Annotated in this window: 15 protein-coding genes; 7 read left to right on the plus strand and 8 right to left on the minus strand. The window is 68.3% G+C overall.

The window, feature by feature from the left end; genetic code table 11:
• Position 1 precedes the first annotated feature (1 nt).
• Positions 2-1,381 carry a DEAD/DEAH box helicase gene (locus AC3A84_RS00990; RefSeq protein ID WP_487967887.1) on the minus strand — a complete coding sequence of 460 codons (1,380 nt, stop codon included), beginning with the start codon at positions 1,379-1,381 and terminating at the stop codon, positions 2-4.
• 190 nt (positions 1,382-1,571) lie between these two features.
• Between AC3A84_RS00990 and AC3A84_RS00995 the strand changes: the two genes are divergently transcribed.
• Both AC3A84_RS00995 and AC3A84_RS01000 read left to right on the plus strand, forming a co-directional pair.
• The gene (locus AC3A84_RS00995) at positions 1,572-1,937 is read left to right on the plus strand and encodes a translation initiation factor Sui1 (RefSeq protein ID WP_487967888.1); all 366 of its coding nucleotides are present in this window, start codon (positions 1,572-1,574) and stop codon (positions 1,935-1,937) included.
• Positions 1,938-1,945: 8 nt separating this feature from the next.
• The gene (locus AC3A84_RS01000) at positions 1,946-2,179 is read left to right on the plus strand and encodes a DUF3820 family protein (RefSeq protein ID WP_487967889.1); all 234 of its coding nucleotides are present in this window, start codon (positions 1,946-1,948) and stop codon (positions 2,177-2,179) included.
• A 16-nt stretch (positions 2,180-2,195) separates the two neighbouring features.
• Here the strand turns inward: AC3A84_RS01000 and AC3A84_RS01005 are convergent, their stop codons facing one another.
• Both AC3A84_RS01005 and AC3A84_RS01010 read right to left on the minus strand, forming a co-directional pair.
• The gene (locus AC3A84_RS01005) at positions 2,196-2,639 is read right to left on the minus strand and encodes a group III truncated hemoglobin (protein ID WP_487967890.1); all 444 of its coding nucleotides are present in this window, start codon (positions 2,637-2,639) and stop codon (positions 2,196-2,198) included.
• On the minus strand, positions 2,636-3,544 hold the full coding sequence (locus AC3A84_RS01010; protein WP_487967891.1) for an HTH-type transcriptional regulator ArgP: 909 nt from the start codon (positions 3,542-3,544) through the stop codon (positions 2,636-2,638). The genes AC3A84_RS01005 and AC3A84_RS01010 overlap by 4 nt, the downstream gene beginning before the upstream one ends.
• Before the next feature lie 70 nt (positions 3,545-3,614).
• Between AC3A84_RS01010 and AC3A84_RS01015 the strand changes: the two genes are divergently transcribed.
• Both AC3A84_RS01015 and AC3A84_RS01020 read left to right on the plus strand, forming a co-directional pair.
• Positions 3,615-4,265 carry a LysE/ArgO family amino acid transporter gene (locus tag AC3A84_RS01015; RefSeq protein WP_487967892.1) on the plus strand — a complete coding sequence of 217 codons (651 nt, stop codon included), beginning with the start codon at positions 3,615-3,617 and terminating at the stop codon, positions 4,263-4,265.
• 88 nt (positions 4,266-4,353) lie between these two features.
• Complete coding sequence (locus AC3A84_RS01020) at positions 4,354-4,689, plus strand: DUF190 domain-containing protein (protein ID WP_487967893.1); 336 nt, start codon at positions 4,354-4,356, stop codon at positions 4,687-4,689.
• 22 nt (positions 4,690-4,711) lie between these two features.
• Here AC3A84_RS01020 and AC3A84_RS01025 read toward each other — a convergent pair whose 3' ends face one another.
• The 3 genes from AC3A84_RS01025 to mfd form a co-directional block, all read right to left on the minus strand.
• Entirely contained in the window at positions 4,712-5,503 is a 792-nt protein-coding gene (locus AC3A84_RS01025; protein WP_487967894.1) for a MetQ/NlpA family ABC transporter substrate-binding protein, read from the minus strand.
• Between the two features lie 216 nt (positions 5,504-5,719).
• Complete coding sequence (serB, locus tag AC3A84_RS01030) at positions 5,720-6,433, minus strand: phosphoserine phosphatase SerB (protein WP_487967895.1); 714 nt, start codon at positions 6,431-6,433, stop codon at positions 5,720-5,722.
• 87 nt (positions 6,434-6,520) lie between these two features.
• Positions 6,521-10,003, minus strand: coding sequence for a transcription-repair coupling factor (mfd, locus tag AC3A84_RS01035; protein WP_487967896.1), 3,483 nt, complete (start codon positions 10,001-10,003; stop codon positions 6,521-6,523).
• A 168-nt stretch (positions 10,004-10,171) separates the two neighbouring features.
• On the opposite strand from mfd, the gene ispD reads away from it, so the two are divergent.
• Together ispD and ispF are read left to right on the plus strand one after the other, a co-directional pair.
• Positions 10,172-11,026: a 2-C-methyl-D-erythritol 4-phosphate cytidylyltransferase gene (ispD, locus tag AC3A84_RS01040; RefSeq protein ID WP_487967897.1), complete on the plus strand. Its 855-nt coding sequence runs from the start codon at positions 10,172-10,174 to the stop codon at positions 11,024-11,026.
• A 57-nt stretch (positions 11,027-11,083) separates the two neighbouring features.
• Positions 11,084-11,590 carry a 2-C-methyl-D-erythritol 2,4-cyclodiphosphate synthase gene (gene ispF, locus AC3A84_RS01045; protein WP_487967898.1) on the plus strand — a complete coding sequence of 169 codons (507 nt, stop codon included), beginning with the start codon at positions 11,084-11,086 and terminating at the stop codon, positions 11,588-11,590.
• Between the two features lie 22 nt (positions 11,591-11,612).
• Here the strand turns inward: ispF and AC3A84_RS01050 are convergent, their stop codons facing one another.
• Together AC3A84_RS01050 and ompR are read right to left on the minus strand one after the other, a co-directional pair.
• Positions 11,613-13,118, minus strand: a complete 1,506-nt coding sequence (locus tag AC3A84_RS01050) for a sensor histidine kinase (RefSeq protein ID WP_487967899.1) — start codon at positions 13,116-13,118, stop codon at positions 11,613-11,615.
• Positions 13,119-13,355: 237 nt separating this feature from the next.
• A complete protein-coding gene (gene ompR / locus AC3A84_RS01055; protein ID WP_092937039.1) occupies positions 13,356-14,087 on the minus strand; it encodes an osmolarity response regulator transcription factor OmpR in 732 nt (243 codons plus the stop codon).
• A gap of 215 nt (positions 14,088-14,302) precedes the next feature.
• Between ompR and AC3A84_RS01060 the strand changes: the two genes are divergently transcribed.
• Positions 14,303-15,013: an SIMPL domain-containing protein gene (locus AC3A84_RS01060; protein ID WP_487967900.1), complete on the plus strand. Its 711-nt coding sequence runs from the start codon at positions 14,303-14,305 to the stop codon at positions 15,011-15,013.
• The last annotated feature ends 34 nt before the right edge of the window (positions 15,014-15,047 follow it).

Below are 15,047 nucleotides of genomic sequence, written 5' to 3' on the forward strand. Positions count from 1 at the left end.
CTCAATCCGCTGCGGGCTTGCCGGTGCCGCCGGCCTGTGCGGCAGCGGCTGCAGCGCGCAGCTTGTCCTTCTTGCTCGGGCGCTTGCCCTTGATGCCGCCGGTGCCGGGCGGCAGCTTGCCGGGGCGCTGCGGCGCCTGTACTGCCTGGGGCGCATCGCCGGTATCAGCGCCGGTGCCCCCCGCAGCCGCGTCTGGCGCGGCGCCAGCAGCCGGCTCCAGCGCCACCTCGAATCCCGCGATCTGTTCCACCGGCAGCGCCAGCAGGCCGTGCCGCTTGGCGAGCAGCCGCCAGTGCGGCGCCGTTTCCGGCGTGACGAAGCTCACCGCCGTGCCGCTCGCGCCCGCCCGGCCCGTGCGGCCGATGCGGTGGACGTAGTCGGCCGCGGCGCGCGGCAGGTCGTAGTTCACGACGGCCGGCAGCCCGGCGATGTCGATGCCGCGCGCCGCCAGGTCCGTGGTCACCACCACCTGCCAGCGCTCGTCCTTGAATTCCTGCAGCACCTGACGGCGTGTGCCCTGGCTCAGCCCGCCGTGGAAGGGCGATGCATAGATGCCCGCCTTGTAGAGCTTTTCCGCCACGTGCTCGGCCGCGTATTGCGTGGCGACGAAGACCAGCACGCGGCTCCAGCCGGCTTCGTCCTTGAGCAGCTGCTTGAGCAGCTGCGTGCGGCGGGCGGCTTCCACCGCGATGGCGCGCTGGGCGATGTCGGGGGTGGTTTCGGGCGCCTGCGGCACGTCGATGCGCAACGGCTCGCGCAGCAGGCCCTCGGCCAGCGTGGCGACGCCGGCCGGGAAGGTGGCCGAGAACAGCAGGTTCTGGCGCCGTGCGGGCAGCAGGGCCAGCACGCGCTGCAGCTCGTCCGCAAAGCCCAGGTCCAGCAGGCGGTCAGCCTCGTCCAGCACCAGCGTGTCCACCTGCGCGAGTGAGAGGGCGTTGTGGTCCACCAGATCGAGCAGCCGGCCGGGCGTGGCCACCATCACGTCGGCGCCGCCGCGCAGCGCCATCATCTGCGGGTTGATCGACACGCCGCCGAAGGCGACGGCTACCTTGAGCGCCTGGCCGGGCAGGTGGCCCGCCAGCTCGCGCAGCACCTCTCCCACCTGGGCTGCCAGCTCCCGTGTCGGCACCAGTACCAGCGCGCGCAGGCGGCGCGGGCCGTGGCCGGATGCGGCCATTTGCGCCTGGGGCAGGAGTTGCTGCAGCAGCGGCAGGCCGAAGGCGGCGGTCTTGCCGGAGCCGGTCTGCGCGCAGCCCAGCAGGTCGCGGCCCTGGAGCACGGCGGGAATGGCCTCGGCCTGGATGGGCGTGGGCGCGGTGAAGCCCAGGGCACTGGCGGCGTGGACGAGGGCAGGGGAGAGGCCGAGGGCGGCAAAGGGCATGGGCAGGCAGACGAGAGCCGGGCGACCGCAGCGCGGCAGAAAAGGCCGTGTGTGCCGGGTGCGAAGGCATGTGGGAACGAAGCCGCGATTGTGGGGCATGGGCCGGGCGCCGGGATAATCGGGCCCTCGGGGTGTGCACACCCGCTTGCCCGCCTCGTCCGCCCCTTCTGTTTTTCTGGAGCCTTCTGCCATGCGCCTGAGCGATCTGGGCAGCCTCGTCTATTCCACCGAATCCGGCCGCATGTGCCCCGACTGCCGCCAGCCCGTGGCGCAATGTGCCTGCGCCGCGGCACGGGCCGCGGCGGTGCCGGCGGGCGACGGCATCGTGCGCGTTTCGCGCGAGACCAAGGGCCGGGGCGGCAAGGCGGTGACGCTGGTCAAGGGCGTGGCCCTGCCGGCGGCCGGGCTGGCGCAGCTGGGCAAGCAGCTCAAGGCCGCCTGTGGCACGGGCGGCACCGTCAAGGACGGCGTGATCGAGGTGCAGGGCGACCATGTGGAACGCGTGATGCAGGCGCTCAAGGCGCAAGGCCACACGGTCAAGCGGGCCGGAGGCTGAGCGTTTCCATGGACCCCGCACAGCTCGAACGACTTTTCACGGTGACCATGCCCTTCGGCAAGCACAAGGGCACGGCGATCGCGGACCTGCCGGGCAACTACCTGAACTGGTTCGCCCGCGAAGGCTTTCCGTCCGGCGACATCGGCCGCCTGCTGGCGCTGATGCACGAGATCGACCACAACGGCCTGGGCGACTTGCTCGCGCCACTGCGCGCAGGCCGGGGACGAGCGCGCGGCGGCTGAGCGCCCACGCGCCCGGTCAGCCGTGGCCGTGTTCGCGTTCGTGGTCCTGGGCGCTCTCCAGCGCGAAATCCGGCAGCCGCCCGATGAGCGAGCGGAACAGGTTGCGCGCCACGCCGTGCGCGGCCTGCTGCAGCGAAAGCGCCACCTCCGGCACGAAGAGGCGGCTGGTGTGCTCGCCCCAGAGCCGCACCCAGGCTGCGAAGTGCGCAGGCGTCACGCCCTGCAGTGGCCGGTGGCTGGCCAGCACGTTGCCGCGATAGCTGCGCGCGCCCAGCGCCACGGTGCTCCAGAAGTCCACCATGCGCTGCAGGTGCGGCTCCCAGCGGCCGTGCAGCGCGACCTCGAACACCGGGCCCAGCAGCGGATCGCGCCGCACCTCGGCGTAGAAGCCGTGGACCAGCCGGGTGATGCTCTCGGCATCGGGCGTGGCGATCAGGTCATGGGTTGCATCGGCAGTCATTCGGCGTCTCCCAGCCAGTCATGCGCGGCGGCCATCACGCAGTGCGTGAGGCGCTCCAGCCCCGCCTGTGCGTTGCGCGGGTGGGCCCAGTACATGGGCAAGTCCAGTGTCAGGCCGGGGGCGAAATCCACCAGCAAGCCCTGCGTCAGCTGCTCGGCGATCATCACCGTGGGATGCATGCCCCAGCCCATGCCTGACTCGCAGGCGCGCACGTAGGCGAAGTTGCTGGGCAGGAAGTGGCGCGGCGGGTGCCGTCGCGGCAGTGCCATGCCGTGCAATTGCATCCACTGGTCCTGCAGCCGGTCCTGGCGGCCGTAGGCCATCATGGGCGCAGCGGCCAATGCCTGCGGGCAGGGGCCTCGCGGGAAGTGCCGAGCCACGAAGGCGGGGCTGGCCGCCGCCACGTAGCGCATGGTGCCCAGCGGCCAGGTGTTGCAGCCGGCGATCGCCGTGCCGGTGGCGGTGACGGCGGCCAGCACCTCGCCTTCGCGCAGGCGCTGGGCGGTGTGCTCCTGGTCGTCGATGCGGATGTCCAGCAGTTCGTTGCCGCCGGCCGTGAAGGCGCGCATGGCATCCATGAACCAGGTGGAGAGCGAGTCGGAATTCACGGCCAGCTTCAGGGCCGGCGCGGGTGCATCGCGGTCTGGCATCAGGCTGGGGTTGCTGCGGCGCAGCTCGTTTTCCAGCAGTGCGACCTGCTCCACGTGCAGGCAGAGGCGTCGCCCTGCGTCGGTGCCGGTGCAGGGCGTGCCGCGTAGCACCAGCACCTGGCCCACGCGCTCTTCCAGCTGCTTGACCCGCTGCGAAATCGCGGAGGGCGTGACGTGCAGCTTGCGCGCGGCGCGCTCGAAGCTGCCTTCGCGCACCACGGCGGCGAGGGCCTCCAGTCCGGCGTAGTCGAGCATTTAGTTTTGCTTCACATTGGTTAGAGGATTTAAGTTTACTTAAATGCTGCGAGTTTTGACAATCGACGGCATGTGGACCCTTTCTTCTTCCTCGTCTCTTTCCGCCTCGTGGCTGGCCGGCTTCACGGTGTGCCTGTCGCTGATTGTGTCCATCGGCGCGCAGAACCTCTATGTGCTGCGGCAGGCCGTGCAGGGGCGGCATGTGCATGCCTGCGTCCTCTGGTGCGTGCTGAGCGACGCGGTGCTGATCGGCCTGGGCGTGGCGGGCATGGCGCAGCTGCTGGGCAATTCGCCCGTACTGGCCCATTACCTCACGCTGGGCGGCGCCGTGTTCCTTTTCGCCTATGGCGTTTTCGCCTGGCACCGCGCGCTGTTCGCGCCACAGGCGGGCCTGCAGGTGAGCGGGCGGGCCGAGCGCGGCGTGATGGGTGTGCTGGGGGCGCTGGCCGTCATCACGCTGCTGAACCCGCATGTCTATCTGGACACCGTGGTGCTCATTGGCTCCATAGGCGCGCGGCAGGACGGCGGGCTGAAGTGGGTCTTCGTTGCGGGGGCCGCCTGTGCCAGCCTGCTGTGGTTCGTGTTGCTGGCCGTGGCAGGCCGCCAACTGCAGGGCGTGTTCGCCAATCCGCGGGCCTGGCGATGGCTGGATGCGCTGACGGGCACCATGATGTTCGCGCTGGCCTGGTGGGTTGCGAGCGGGCTGACAGGGGCTGATTGAGGTCGTGGGATGCGCAGCCTGACGCGTCGGGAGTGCTCGCGTCAGGCTTATGCTGTAGTCCTCGACCCAGCCAGACAGGGAATCCGCCATGAAGGGCTATCAGATCACGTTCTTTGCGGAGCAGGAGCATCGGCATGGCCATCTCCCTCTGGGCGACTGGCTGCTGCAGTTCGCCAAGGAGCAGGGCGCCATGGGCGGCAGCCTGCTGGGCGCCGCCGAGGGCTTCGGTGCGGCCGGCCGCATGCATTCGACCCATCTTTTCGATCTGGCCGAGCAGCCCGTGATGGTCATCGTGTCGGCGACCGAGGAGGTGGCCGAACGGCTGCTCACCGCTCTGGCCCAGGAGCCGGTCACGGTCTTCTACGTCAAGCTGCCCATGGAATACGGGCGCATCGGCGCGGCCTCTGTGCCGGCGGGCGGCTGAACACCGGCGCGCCTCAGGGTGATCAGAACGCCGGGACGACGGCGCCCTTGTACTTCTCTTCGATGAACTTCTTCACCTCGGGCGTGTGCAGCGCCTTCACCAGCTTCTGGATGGCGGGGTCGTTGATGCGGTCGCGGCGGGCGGCGACGAAGTTGGCGTAGGGCGAATCGGCCGATTCGATGAACAGCGCATCCTTGGTCGGGTTGAGCTTGGCTTCGATGGCGTAGTTGGTGTTGATGAGAGCCAGGTCCACATCGTCCAGCGCGCGGGGCAGCAGGGCGGCTTCGAGCTCGCGGAACTTCAGCTTCTTGGTGTTCTTCACAATGTCGATGGGCGTGGACGTGATGACGCGCGGGTCCTTGAGCGTGATCAGGCCCTGCTTTTGCAGCAAAAGCAGTGCGCGGCCTGCGTTCGACGGGTCGTTGGGGATGGCGATGGTCGCGCCGTCCTTGAGTTCGCTGATCGACTTGATCTTCTTGGAGTACGCGCCGAAGGGCTCTACATGCACTTTGCCGCCTGGCACCGCGACGATGCTGCTCTTGCGGTCCTTGTTGTAGCTGTCCAGGTAGGGCTGGTGCTGGAAGAAGTTGGCGTCCAGCTGCTTGTCTTCCACCGCGGCGTTGGGCTGGATGTAGTCGCTGAATTCACGGACCTGCAGATCGACGCCCTGGGCCTTGAGCTGAGGTTTGACGAAGTTCAGGATCTCCGCATGCGGTACGGCGGAGGCGGCGACCTTGAGCACCACATCGGCGGCGTGAGCGCTGAGGGCGAGCGTGGCCAGCGCGAGGGTGGAGAGGGCTTTCTTCAGGAACATGACTTCTTCACTTTCAGGCTAGAGATGCAGCAAGTCTAAATCCCCAAAACGGTGCGGGCCACGTTTTAATTTTCATATTGATATAACGCGGCAAATCGTTATGCCGCCAAGGGGAGGAGCGACAGGCGGCGCTATCCATGACGGAAATCCCACCGCAGGGCCCGTAGTACCTGCGCTATCTGCTATCCAATCAATAGTTTTGGAGGGGGCCGCGCCTCAGCGCAGCACTTCCAGCAGCCGGTCCAGCCCGCCCTCGTTGATCGCCACCTTGGCCTGCGCGCGCACGGTCGGCTTGGCGTGGTAGGCGACGGAGAGGCCGGCCACGCCCATCATGGGCAGATCGTTGGCGCCATCGCCCACGGCGATCGTCTGCGAGGGCGAGATGCCCAGGAGCGAGGCCACTTCCAGCAGCGTACGGCGCTTTTCCGCGCCGTCGCAGATGTCGCCCCAGGGCTGGTCCACCAGGCGGCCGGTGAGCTGCCCCCCTTCCATTTCCAGCACGTTGGCGCGGGTCAGGTCGATGCCCAGGCCTGCCTTGACATGGTCGGAGAAAAACGTGAAGCCGCCCGAGACCAGCAGCGTGGTGAGGCCCGCGGCTTTGGCGGCGGCGATGAGCTCGCGTGCGCCGGGGTTGAAGCGCAGGCGGTCGCGCAGGACCTGCTGCATGTGCTCCACGCTGACGCCGCGCAGCAGGGCCACGCGCTGGCGCAGGCTTTCCTTGTAGTCGGTGATCAGCCCCTGCATGGCGGCCTCGGTGATGGCGGCGACTTCGGCCTTGCGGCCTGCGGCGTCGGCGATCTCATCCACGCATTCGATGTTGATCAGCGTCGAATCCATGTCGAACGCGATGAGCTTGTAGTCCGCCAGGCGCAGCGGTGGGGTGATGCCTTGCAGGACGAGGCCGGGGGCGAATTCGGTGACGTTGGACATGGTGCGAAAGAATGGCGAGTGGAAACGCGAGGGGGAACGCTAGCGCTTGCGGGGGGGAAGAAATAAGGAAGACGGAAGAAAGAGCCCTCAGGCCGCGGCCTGCGCGAGCGGCTGGCCCAGGCTGCGCAGGATGTCGCGCACCAGCTGGGCCCGGTCCTTGGGCTCGGCCAGTTCACGCTCGATGCGCAGCTTCTCGTTGCCCGCCAGCTTGATGTGCTTGTTCTTCTGGATCAGGTGGATGATGGCCATCGGGTCCACCGGGGGCTGGGGCTTGAAGGTGATGTGGATGACGCCCGGCGCCGCATCCACCTTGACCACGCCGTAAGGCTGGCTCAGCACGCGCAGGCGGTGCACGTCGATCAGCGTCTGCGCCTGCGGCGGCAGCTTGCCGAAGCGGTCCACGATCTCTTCGAGCAGGCCGTCGATCTGGTCGGCGTTCTTGGCCGTGGCGAGCTTCTTGTAGAACGACAGGCGCAGATGCACATCGCCGCAGTAGTCGTCGGGCAGCAGGGCCGGGGCGTGCAGGTTGATGTCGGTGGTGACCGAGAGCGGCGCGAGCAGGTCCGGCTCCTTGCCGGCCTTGAGCGACTTCACGGCCTCGCTCAGCATCTCGTTGTAGAGCTGGAACCCGACTTCGAGCATATTGCCGCTCTGGTTCTCGCCCAGCACCTCGCCCGCGCCCCGGATCTCCAGATCGTGCATGGCGAGGTAGAAGCCCGAGCCCAGTTCCTCCATCTGCTGGATGGCGTCCAGCCGTTGGGCCGCCTGCTTGGTCAGGCCCTCCACGTCGGGCACCATCAGGTACGCATACGCCTGGTGGTGGCTGCGGCCCACGCGGCCGCGCAGCTGGTGCAGCTGCGCCAGGCCGAACTTGTCGGCGCGGCTCATGATGATGGTGTTGGCCGTGGGCACGTCGATGCCGGTCTCGATGATGGTCGAGCACAGCAGGATGTTGTAGCGCTGCGCCACGAAGTCGCGCATCACCTTTTCCAGCTCGCGCTCGGGCATCTGGCCGTGGGCCACGGCAATGCGCGCCTCGGGCAGGATCTCTTCCAGCTTCTGGCGGCGGTTCTCGATCGTCTCGACCTCGTTGTGCAAAAAGTAGCACTGCCCGCCGCGCTTCAGTTCGCGCAGCACGGCCTCGCGGATCACGCCCGTGCCTTCGGTGCGCACGAAGGTCTTGATGGCCAGCCGCCGCTGCGGCGCCGTGGCGATGACGGACAGGTCGCGCAGGCCTTCCAGCGCCATGCCCAACGTGCGCGGGATCGGCGTGGCCGTGAGCGTGAGCACGTCCACCTCGGCGCGCAGGGCCTTCATCTGCTCCTTGTGGCGCACGCCGAAGCGGTGTTCCTCGTCGATGATGAGCAGGCCCAGGTTGTGGAACTTTGTGGACTCGGAAAGCAGCTTGTGCGTGCCGACCACGATATCCACCGTGCCGTCGCCGATGCCCTTGATCGCCGCCGTGATCTCCTTGCCGGAGCGGAAGCGAGAGACCTCGGCGATCTTCACCGGCCACTTGGAAAAGCGGTCCACCAGCGTCTGGTAATGCTGCTCGGCCAGCAGCGTGGTCGGCGCGAGGAAAGCCACCTGCTTGCCGCCCGTGACGGCGACGAAGGCCGCGCGCAGCGCGACCTCAGTCTTGCCGAAGCCCACGTCGCCGCAGACCAGCCGGTCCATGGGGCGGGGCGAGATCATGTCCTGGATCACCGCGTGGATGGCGGCGTTCTGGTCGGCCGTTTCCTCGAAGCCGAAATCGTTGGCGAACTGCTCGTAGTCCTGCGGGCTGTAGCGGAAGGCATGACCCTCGCGTGCCGCGCGGCGGGCGTAGATGTTGAGCAGCTCGGCGGCGGAATCGCGCACCTGCTCGGCGGCCTTGCGCTTGGCCTTTTCCCACTGGCCGCTGCCCAGCTTGTGCAGCGGCGCCTCGTCGGCCGAGACGCCCGTGTAGCGGCTGATGAGCTGCAGCTGGCTCACCGGCACGTAGAGCACGGCCTTGTCGGCGTATTCGAGGTGCAGGAACTCCTGCATCGCAGGCGTGCCGTCCGGGTTCTTCTGGCCCACGTCCATGTGGATCAGGCCGCGGTAGCGGCCGATGCCGTGCGCGCTGTGCACGACCGGATCGCCCAGGGTGAGTTCCGACAGGTCCTTGATGAGCGCCTCGACATCGCTCACCTGTTCCTGCTTCTTGCGCCGGCGCGTGGTGACGCCGGCGGCGAACAGCTCGGTCTCGGTGACGAAGTCGATGCCTTCCTGGGTCCACGCGAAGCCCACCGCGAGCGCGGCGGTGGCGATGCCGACCTGCTCGGCCGACTGGCCCTGGAATTCGGCCAGCGATTCGAAGGCCGGCGGGCTCAGCTGCGAGGCGCGCAGGAAGTCCAGCAGGCTCTCGCGCCGGCCGTCACTCTCGGCCAGCAGCAGCACGCGGTGCTGCGTGTTGCGGATGTGCGCATGCAGGCGAGCCAGCGGATCTTCGGCGCCGCGCACCACGGAGAGATCGCCCAGCTTCTGGAAGTTCGGGTGGTCGGCCACGTCTTCCGTGCCCGGCCGCAGCGCGAGCTGCGCATGCGCGTTGGCGCGGGTGTAGAACTGCTCGGTGCCGAGGAACAGCGATTCGGGCGGCAGCGCGGGCCGGTCCGGGTCGCCCTGCACCAGGCGAAAGCGCTCCTTCGTGTCCTGCCAGAAGCGCTGGAAGGCCGGCTCCAGGTCGCCGTGCAGCACCACGGTGGCGTCCTCGCCCAGGTAATCGAACACGGTGGCCGTCTCGTCGAAGAAGAGCGGCAGGTAGTACTCGATGCCGGCGGTGGCCACGCCGTTGCCCATGTCCTTGTAGATGCGGCTTTTCGTGGGGTCGCCCTCCAGCAGCTCGCGCCAGCGGCTGCGGAACTTGGCCCGGGCCGCGTCGTCCATGGGGAATTCGCGGCCGGGCAGCAGGCGCACTTCCGGCACCGGGTAGAGGCTGCGCTGCGTATCCGGATCGAAGGTGCGGATGGAGTCGATCTCGTCGTCGAACAGGTCCACCCGGTAGGGCACGGGCGAGCCCATGGGGAAAAGGTCGATCAGCCCGCCGCGCACCGCGTATTCGCCGGGGCTCACCACTTGCGAGACATGGCTGTAGCCGGCCAGCGTGAGCTGGGCGCGGAACTTCGCTTCGTCCAGCTTCTGCTTGACCTTGAAGTGGAAGGTGTAGGCCGCCAGGAACGAGGGCGGCGCGACCCGGTAGAGCGCCGTGGTGGCGGGGACCAGCACCACGTCGGCGCCGGTGTCCTTGTCCTTTTGGCTGATGCGCCAGAGCGTGGCCAGCCGCTCGCTGATGAGGTCCTGGTGGGGCGAGAAGGTGTCGTAGGGCAGCGTCTCCCAGTCAGGGAACAGCGCGCAGCGCAGCCCAGGCGCGAAGAACGCCATCTCGTCGATCAGGCGCTGCGCGTCGGTGGCGTCGGCCGTGACGATGGCCACCGTGCGGTGCTGGGCCTTTTCCCGCTCGCCCAGGCGCGCCAGCAGCAGCGCATCGGCGCTGCCCGCGGGGCGGGGCAGGGTGAATCGTTTTCCGGGGGAGAGTTTGGGCAGTTCCATGCGAGGGGGCGGATTGGCGGGCGTCGGGCCGAAAGGCCCAGGCGCAGAAGGCACACGGGCTGAAGCCGCATGATTCTAGGGGGCGAGGATTGAAGGCATATGTGTCCTTTCCGTATCCCTGCAAGGGCCCCATGGCGGGGAGCCGGTCGCCCGTAGAATCGTTCGCCCATGACCCTCGACTCCGCCCTCGCTTCCATGCCCCCCGTGCCGCTGGCCGCCACCGGGCGCTTCTGGGCGATCATCCCCTGTGCGGGCGTTGGCGCCCGGGCGGTGGCGCCTTCCGCTGCGGGCGCGGCGCAGGGCGCGACGCCCCCCCAGCCCAAGCAATACCAGCCGGTGGCCGGCCAGCCCATGGTGCTGCACACGCTGGCGGCCTTCGCCGGCGTGGGCCGGCTGCTGGGCACGCTGGTGGCCGTGGCGCAGGGCGATGATTTCTTCGAGCGGCTGGCGCCCGTCAGCCCGCAGTTCTTCGTCATGCCCTGCGGCGGCGCGACGCGTGCGGACACCGTGCGCGGCGGCCTGCTGGCGCTCAAGGCGCGCGGTGCGGGCGAGGACGACTGGGTGCTGGTGCACGACGCGGCCCGCTGCCTGGTCACCACGGCGCAGATCGACGCGCTGATCGACGCCTGCGCGCACGATGCGGTGGGCGGGCTACTGGCGCACAAGCTGGCCGACACGCTCAAGACAGCCACCGACGGGCCTGGCGGCGTGCGGGTTGGTGCCACGGTGGACCGCAGCGACAAATGGCTGGCCCAGACGCCACAGATGTTCCGCCTGGGCCCCTTGCTGCAGGCTCTGGAGCACCTGGGGGCCGAGGCCACCGACGAGGCCAGCGCCATGGAGGCCATGGGCCACCACCCGCGCCTGGTGCCGGGCGGGGCGCAGAACTTCAAGGTCACTTATCCCGACGACTTCGCGCTCGCCGCCGCCGTGCTGACCCAGCGCGCGCACGGCGCCACGCTGGATCGCTTCGGCGGCCAGCGCGGCGAGGCCTCGGCCTTGCCGGCGCGCACCATTTTCTGAAACCGGGGCGGCCCGGCCATCGCGCGGCCGCCCAGCGCAGCACACACAAGGAATCTCATGGATCTGCGAATTGGCGAAGGCTGGGATATCCATGCTCTCATGCCCGGGCGCAAGCTCATCATCGGCGGGGTGGAGATCCCGCACACCCTGGGCCTGCTGGGCCATTCCGATGCCGACGTGCTGCTGCATGCCATCACCGATGCGTTGCTCGGCGCCGCCGCTCTGGGTGACATTGGCAGCCATTTCCCCGATACCGACCCTGAGTTCAAGGGCGCCGATTCGGTCGTGCTGCTGGTGGAGGCCGCGCGCCGCGTGCGCGCCCGTGGCTACGAGATCGGCAATATCGACAGCACGGTGATCGCCCAGGCGCCCCGGCTGGCGCCGCACATTCCGGGGATGCGCGCACGCATCGCCCAGGCGCTGGGGCTGCGCGAGGACCAGGTGAACGTAAAGGCCAAGACGGCTGAGCGCATGGGCCCGGTGGGGCAGGGGCTGGCCATGGAAGCCCGCGCCGCCACGCTGCTCTTCGGGCGCCCTGCGGCGGCCGCGGCGGCCTCCGCCTGAGCCCGCCGGAGGGCTTGGGCGTTCAGGTCAGGTTGCCCGCTTCATCTTCCGCACTGGGGCGCGGCGGCAGGTGACGCTTGATCTGCGGGCGCTGCAGGCGTTGCTTGGGGTCCTTGCCGCTGGGCAGCTCGGCGCGCTGTAGCTGGATGTGGGCCACCAGTCCGCCCGAGGCCGCATTCGCCAGCGCGAAGATGCCGCCCATGCGCTGAACGGTCTTGTCGACGATGGACAGGCCCAGACCGGCCCCGGCGGCGGCGGTGCGGGCCGAATCGCCACGGAAGAAGGGCTTGGTCAGATTGGCCAGCTGCTCGGGCGGAACGCCGCTGCCGTGGTCGCGCATCTTCAGCAGCACCCATTTTTCTCGGCCCTTGGCGGCGATATCCACACTGGCGGTGCCGCTGTCGGCCGACTTGCCGTAGCGCCGAGCGTTCTCCAGCAGGTTGGAGATGACCCGCGCCAGCTCCACCTCGTCGACCATCACGTTCAGGTCTTCGGGCACGTCCATGGTGATCTGCAGCTCCCGGTGGTCCTGCACGGCATACACGCAGGACGACACCACTGCATGCAGGTTGACCGGCGTCAGGTTCACGTGTTCGGGGCGGGCGTAGTCGAGGAACTTGTCGATCGTCGCGTCGAGCTGGACGATGTCGGCCACCATGTGCTCGCGTGCCACGTCGTCGTTCACGCTCATCTCGGTTTCCAGGCGCAGCCGCGCGAGCGGGGTGCGCAGGTCGTGCGAGATGCCGGCCAGCATCACGGCGCGGTCCTGCTCCAGCTTGGCGAGCTTCTGCGCCATGCGGTTGAAGCCGATGTTCACCTCGCGGATCTCGCTGGTCACCACCTCTTCGTCGAGCTGGCTGGCTGCGAAGTCGCCGTCGCGCACGCGGTTGGCCGCATACGAGAGCTGCTTGAGCGGCCGGTTGATGAGCCGTGCGATGGCCGCGGCGCCCGCCAGCGACAGCGCGCCGGCGGTGATGAGCCAGATCATCCAGGTCTTGCCGCCAGCCGCGCTCAAGCGCGAGCGGTCCATCAGCAGCCAGTTCGGGTCGCCGTTGATGGTGAAACCCACCCAGAGGCCCTTCTCGCCGTTCACGCTGCTGGCCACGATGGTGCCGGGGCCCAGGCGCAGCGTCAGCTCTTCGGTGAGGCGCGTACCCAGGGCGGAAGGGTCCAGCAGCTCGAACTTGTCTCCCGGCTCGCGCGGCAGGATGCGCACGCCCTCCTGGTCTGCCATGGTCTTGATGAGCGACACGCGGGCGATGGCGTCCGCATGGATCAGGGCGGCGCGGCTCAGGTTGACCAGCGAGGCGACCTGCTGCGCGGTCTGCAGCGTTCGGGGCTCGAACTCTAGGGCGCGCAGCGTCTGCAGCCAGGCCAGGATGCTGCCCACCAGCAGGAGGGCCAGCAGGAAGAAGGTGCGCCAGAAGAGATTCAGCCCCACGCGCGTGCGGGCGTTGCGTTCAGGGCGCGCGGCATCAAGCGGTGCGGGGCCGGTCGCATCGGAGGATGCTTCGTAGGTAGCGCTCATGTCATTCAGAAAGAAGGGCCTAGCGCTGCATGCCGTGCCGGCCCGGAGGGCTGCAGGGCGCCTGGGGCACCGAGCAAGCTGGATGGTGACTCGAAGCGACGCTGGAAAGGTCGCGGGCGCTCCGGACCGCAGTCGCGCCCATAGGCGACGACTGCGGTTGCGCTCGATGTCTTCGATGGCATCCCGGGCCAGCAGCCGCGCCAGGGTGTGGAGCGGTTCAGCATTGGCTGGGCCGTATCAGTTCGCTCCGTCCGGAACGAACACATAGCCCACGCCCCAGACGGTCTGGATGTAGCGGGGGGCGGCGGCATCGACCTCGACTAGCTTGCGCAGGCGGGAGACCTGAACGTCCAGGCTGCGGTCGAAAGGCTCGAACTCGCGCCCCCGTGCCAGCAGGGCCAGCTTTTCGCGCGACAGCGGTTGGCGCGGGTGGCGTACCAGCGCCTTGAGCATGGCGAATTCGCCGGTCGTGAGCGGCAGTTCCTCACCGTTGCGCTGCAGCGCGCGGGTGCCCAGGTCGAAGGTGAAGGGGCCGAAGGTCACCACTTCGTTGTCGCCGGAGGGCGCGCCAGGCGCTTCCTGTGGCGGGCGGCGGCGCAGCACGGCGTGGATGCGGGCCAGCAGCTCGCGGGGGTTGAACGGCTTGCCGAGGTAGTCGTCGGCGCCCACTTCCAGACCGACGATGCGGTCCACGTCCTCGCCCTTGGCCGTCAGCATGATGATGGGAGTGCGGTCGTTGGCGGCACGCAGGCGGCGGCAGATCGACAGGCCGTCCTCGCCGGGCATCATCAGGTCCAGGACGATGAGGTCCACCGTTTCGCGCAACAGGATGCGGTTGAGCGCCTTGCCGTCTTCGGCCACCATGACCTCGAAGCCTTCCTGTGTCAGGTAGCGCCGCAGCAGATCACGGATGCGGGCATCGTCATCCACTACGAGAACTTTGTCGGTACGGTTGGTTGTTGAGGCCATTTCTTTCCCAAATCCAATTTGTAACAGCGGCGATTCTGACCACCTTGCGTCCCAAAATTCGACTTTTTTGCGACGCCCTGACCAACTGTTACAAGTCTTGCGCCATCACGCCAAGACGTGCCGTGCGCTTCATGAACGCGGGCGCAAACCCCGTTAAGGTGGCGTTTCGGCGTCCCGAGTGGGGCGCTGCAACTGACGGAGCGTTGCGGATGACCATGAAAATCACTTCTAAATTGATAGCTGCAGGCGCACTGATCGCTTGCGCTGGCGCGGCTTTTGCCCAAGCCGCTCCGGCCCCGATGGAAAACGTGCTTCAGCTGTCGGCCCAGGGTTCGGTGGACGTGCAGCAGGACGTGCTGGTCCTGACGCTCGGCACCACCAAGGAAGGCTCCGACGCCGCAGGCGTGCAGACGCAGCTCAAACAGGCTCTTGACTCCGCGCTGGCAGAAGCTAAGCGCAACGCCCAGCCCCAACAGATGGAAGTGCGCACCGGCAACTTCGGCCTCTTCCCGCGCTATGGCAAGGACGGCAAGATCACCGGCTGGCAGGGTCGGGCGGAACTGGTGCTGGAAGGCCGTGACTTCGGGCGCATCACCTCTACGGCCGGCCGCATCCAGAGCATGCCCATCACGCAGGTCGCGTTCGACCTCTCGCGAGAGGCCCGTGCCAAGGTGGAGGGCGAAGCCCAGAGCCGCGCCATCGAAGATTTCAAACGCCGCGCGACGGAGCTCGCGCGCGGGTTCGGGTTCACCGGGTACACGCTGCGCGACGTGGTGGTGACCAACAACGAATCCATGCCCGGCCCGCGTCCGCGCATGATGGCGATGCAGGCCAAGGCCGAGGCCTTCAACGATGCACCCATGCCGGTCGAGGCGGGCAAGGCGCAGGTGCAGGTCACCGTGTCTGGCAGCGTGCAGATGCGCTGACGCCCCAAGGCCTGCGGCGCCCCGGCGCAACGAT

Source organism: Paracidovorax sp., from assembly GCF_057642795.1.

What these genes read in the sequence shown, in the direction of transcription:
- AC3A84_RS00990 (WP_487967887.1), bottom strand. Translation starts at nt 1,381, where the DNA reads ATGCCCTTTGCCGCCCTCGGCCTCTCCCCTGCCCTCGTCCACGCCGCC.
- AC3A84_RS00995 (WP_487967888.1), top strand. Translation starts at nt 1,572, where the DNA reads ATGCGCCTGAGCGATCTGGGCAGCCTCGTCTATTCCACCGAATCCGGC.
- AC3A84_RS01000 (WP_487967889.1), top strand. Translation starts at nt 1,946, where the DNA reads ATGGACCCCGCACAGCTCGAACGACTTTTCACGGTGACCATGCCCTTC.
- AC3A84_RS01005 (WP_487967890.1), bottom strand. Translation starts at nt 2,639, where the DNA reads ATGACTGCCGATGCAACCCATGACCTGATCGCCACGCCCGATGCCGAG.
- AC3A84_RS01010 (WP_487967891.1), bottom strand. Translation starts at nt 3,544, where the DNA reads ATGCTCGACTACGCCGGACTGGAGGCCCTCGCCGCCGTGGTGCGCGAA.
- AC3A84_RS01015 (WP_487967892.1), top strand. Translation starts at nt 3,615, where the DNA reads ATGTGGACCCTTTCTTCTTCCTCGTCTCTTTCCGCCTCGTGGCTGGCC.
- AC3A84_RS01020 (WP_487967893.1), top strand. Translation starts at nt 4,354, where the DNA reads ATGAAGGGCTATCAGATCACGTTCTTTGCGGAGCAGGAGCATCGGCAT.
- AC3A84_RS01025 (WP_487967894.1), bottom strand. Translation starts at nt 5,503, where the DNA reads ATGTTCCTGAAGAAAGCCCTCTCCACCCTCGCGCTGGCCACGCTCGCC.
- serB (WP_487967895.1), bottom strand. Translation starts at nt 6,433, where the DNA reads ATGTCCAACGTCACCGAATTCGCCCCCGGCCTCGTCCTGCAAGGCATC.
- mfd (WP_487967896.1), bottom strand. Translation starts at nt 10,003, where the DNA reads ATGGAACTGCCCAAACTCTCCCCCGGAAAACGATTCACCCTGCCCCGC.
- ispD (WP_487967897.1), top strand. Translation starts at nt 10,172, where the DNA reads ATGACCCTCGACTCCGCCCTCGCTTCCATGCCCCCCGTGCCGCTGGCC.
- ispF (WP_487967898.1), top strand. Translation starts at nt 11,084, where the DNA reads ATGGATCTGCGAATTGGCGAAGGCTGGGATATCCATGCTCTCATGCCC.
- AC3A84_RS01050 (WP_487967899.1), bottom strand. Translation starts at nt 13,118, where the DNA reads ATGAGCGCTACCTACGAAGCATCCTCCGATGCGACCGGCCCCGCACCG.
- ompR (WP_092937039.1), bottom strand. Translation starts at nt 14,087, where the DNA reads ATGGCCTCAACAACCAACCGTACCGACAAAGTTCTCGTAGTGGATGAC.
- AC3A84_RS01060 (WP_487967900.1), top strand. Translation starts at nt 14,303, where the DNA reads ATGAAAATCACTTCTAAATTGATAGCTGCAGGCGCACTGATCGCTTGC.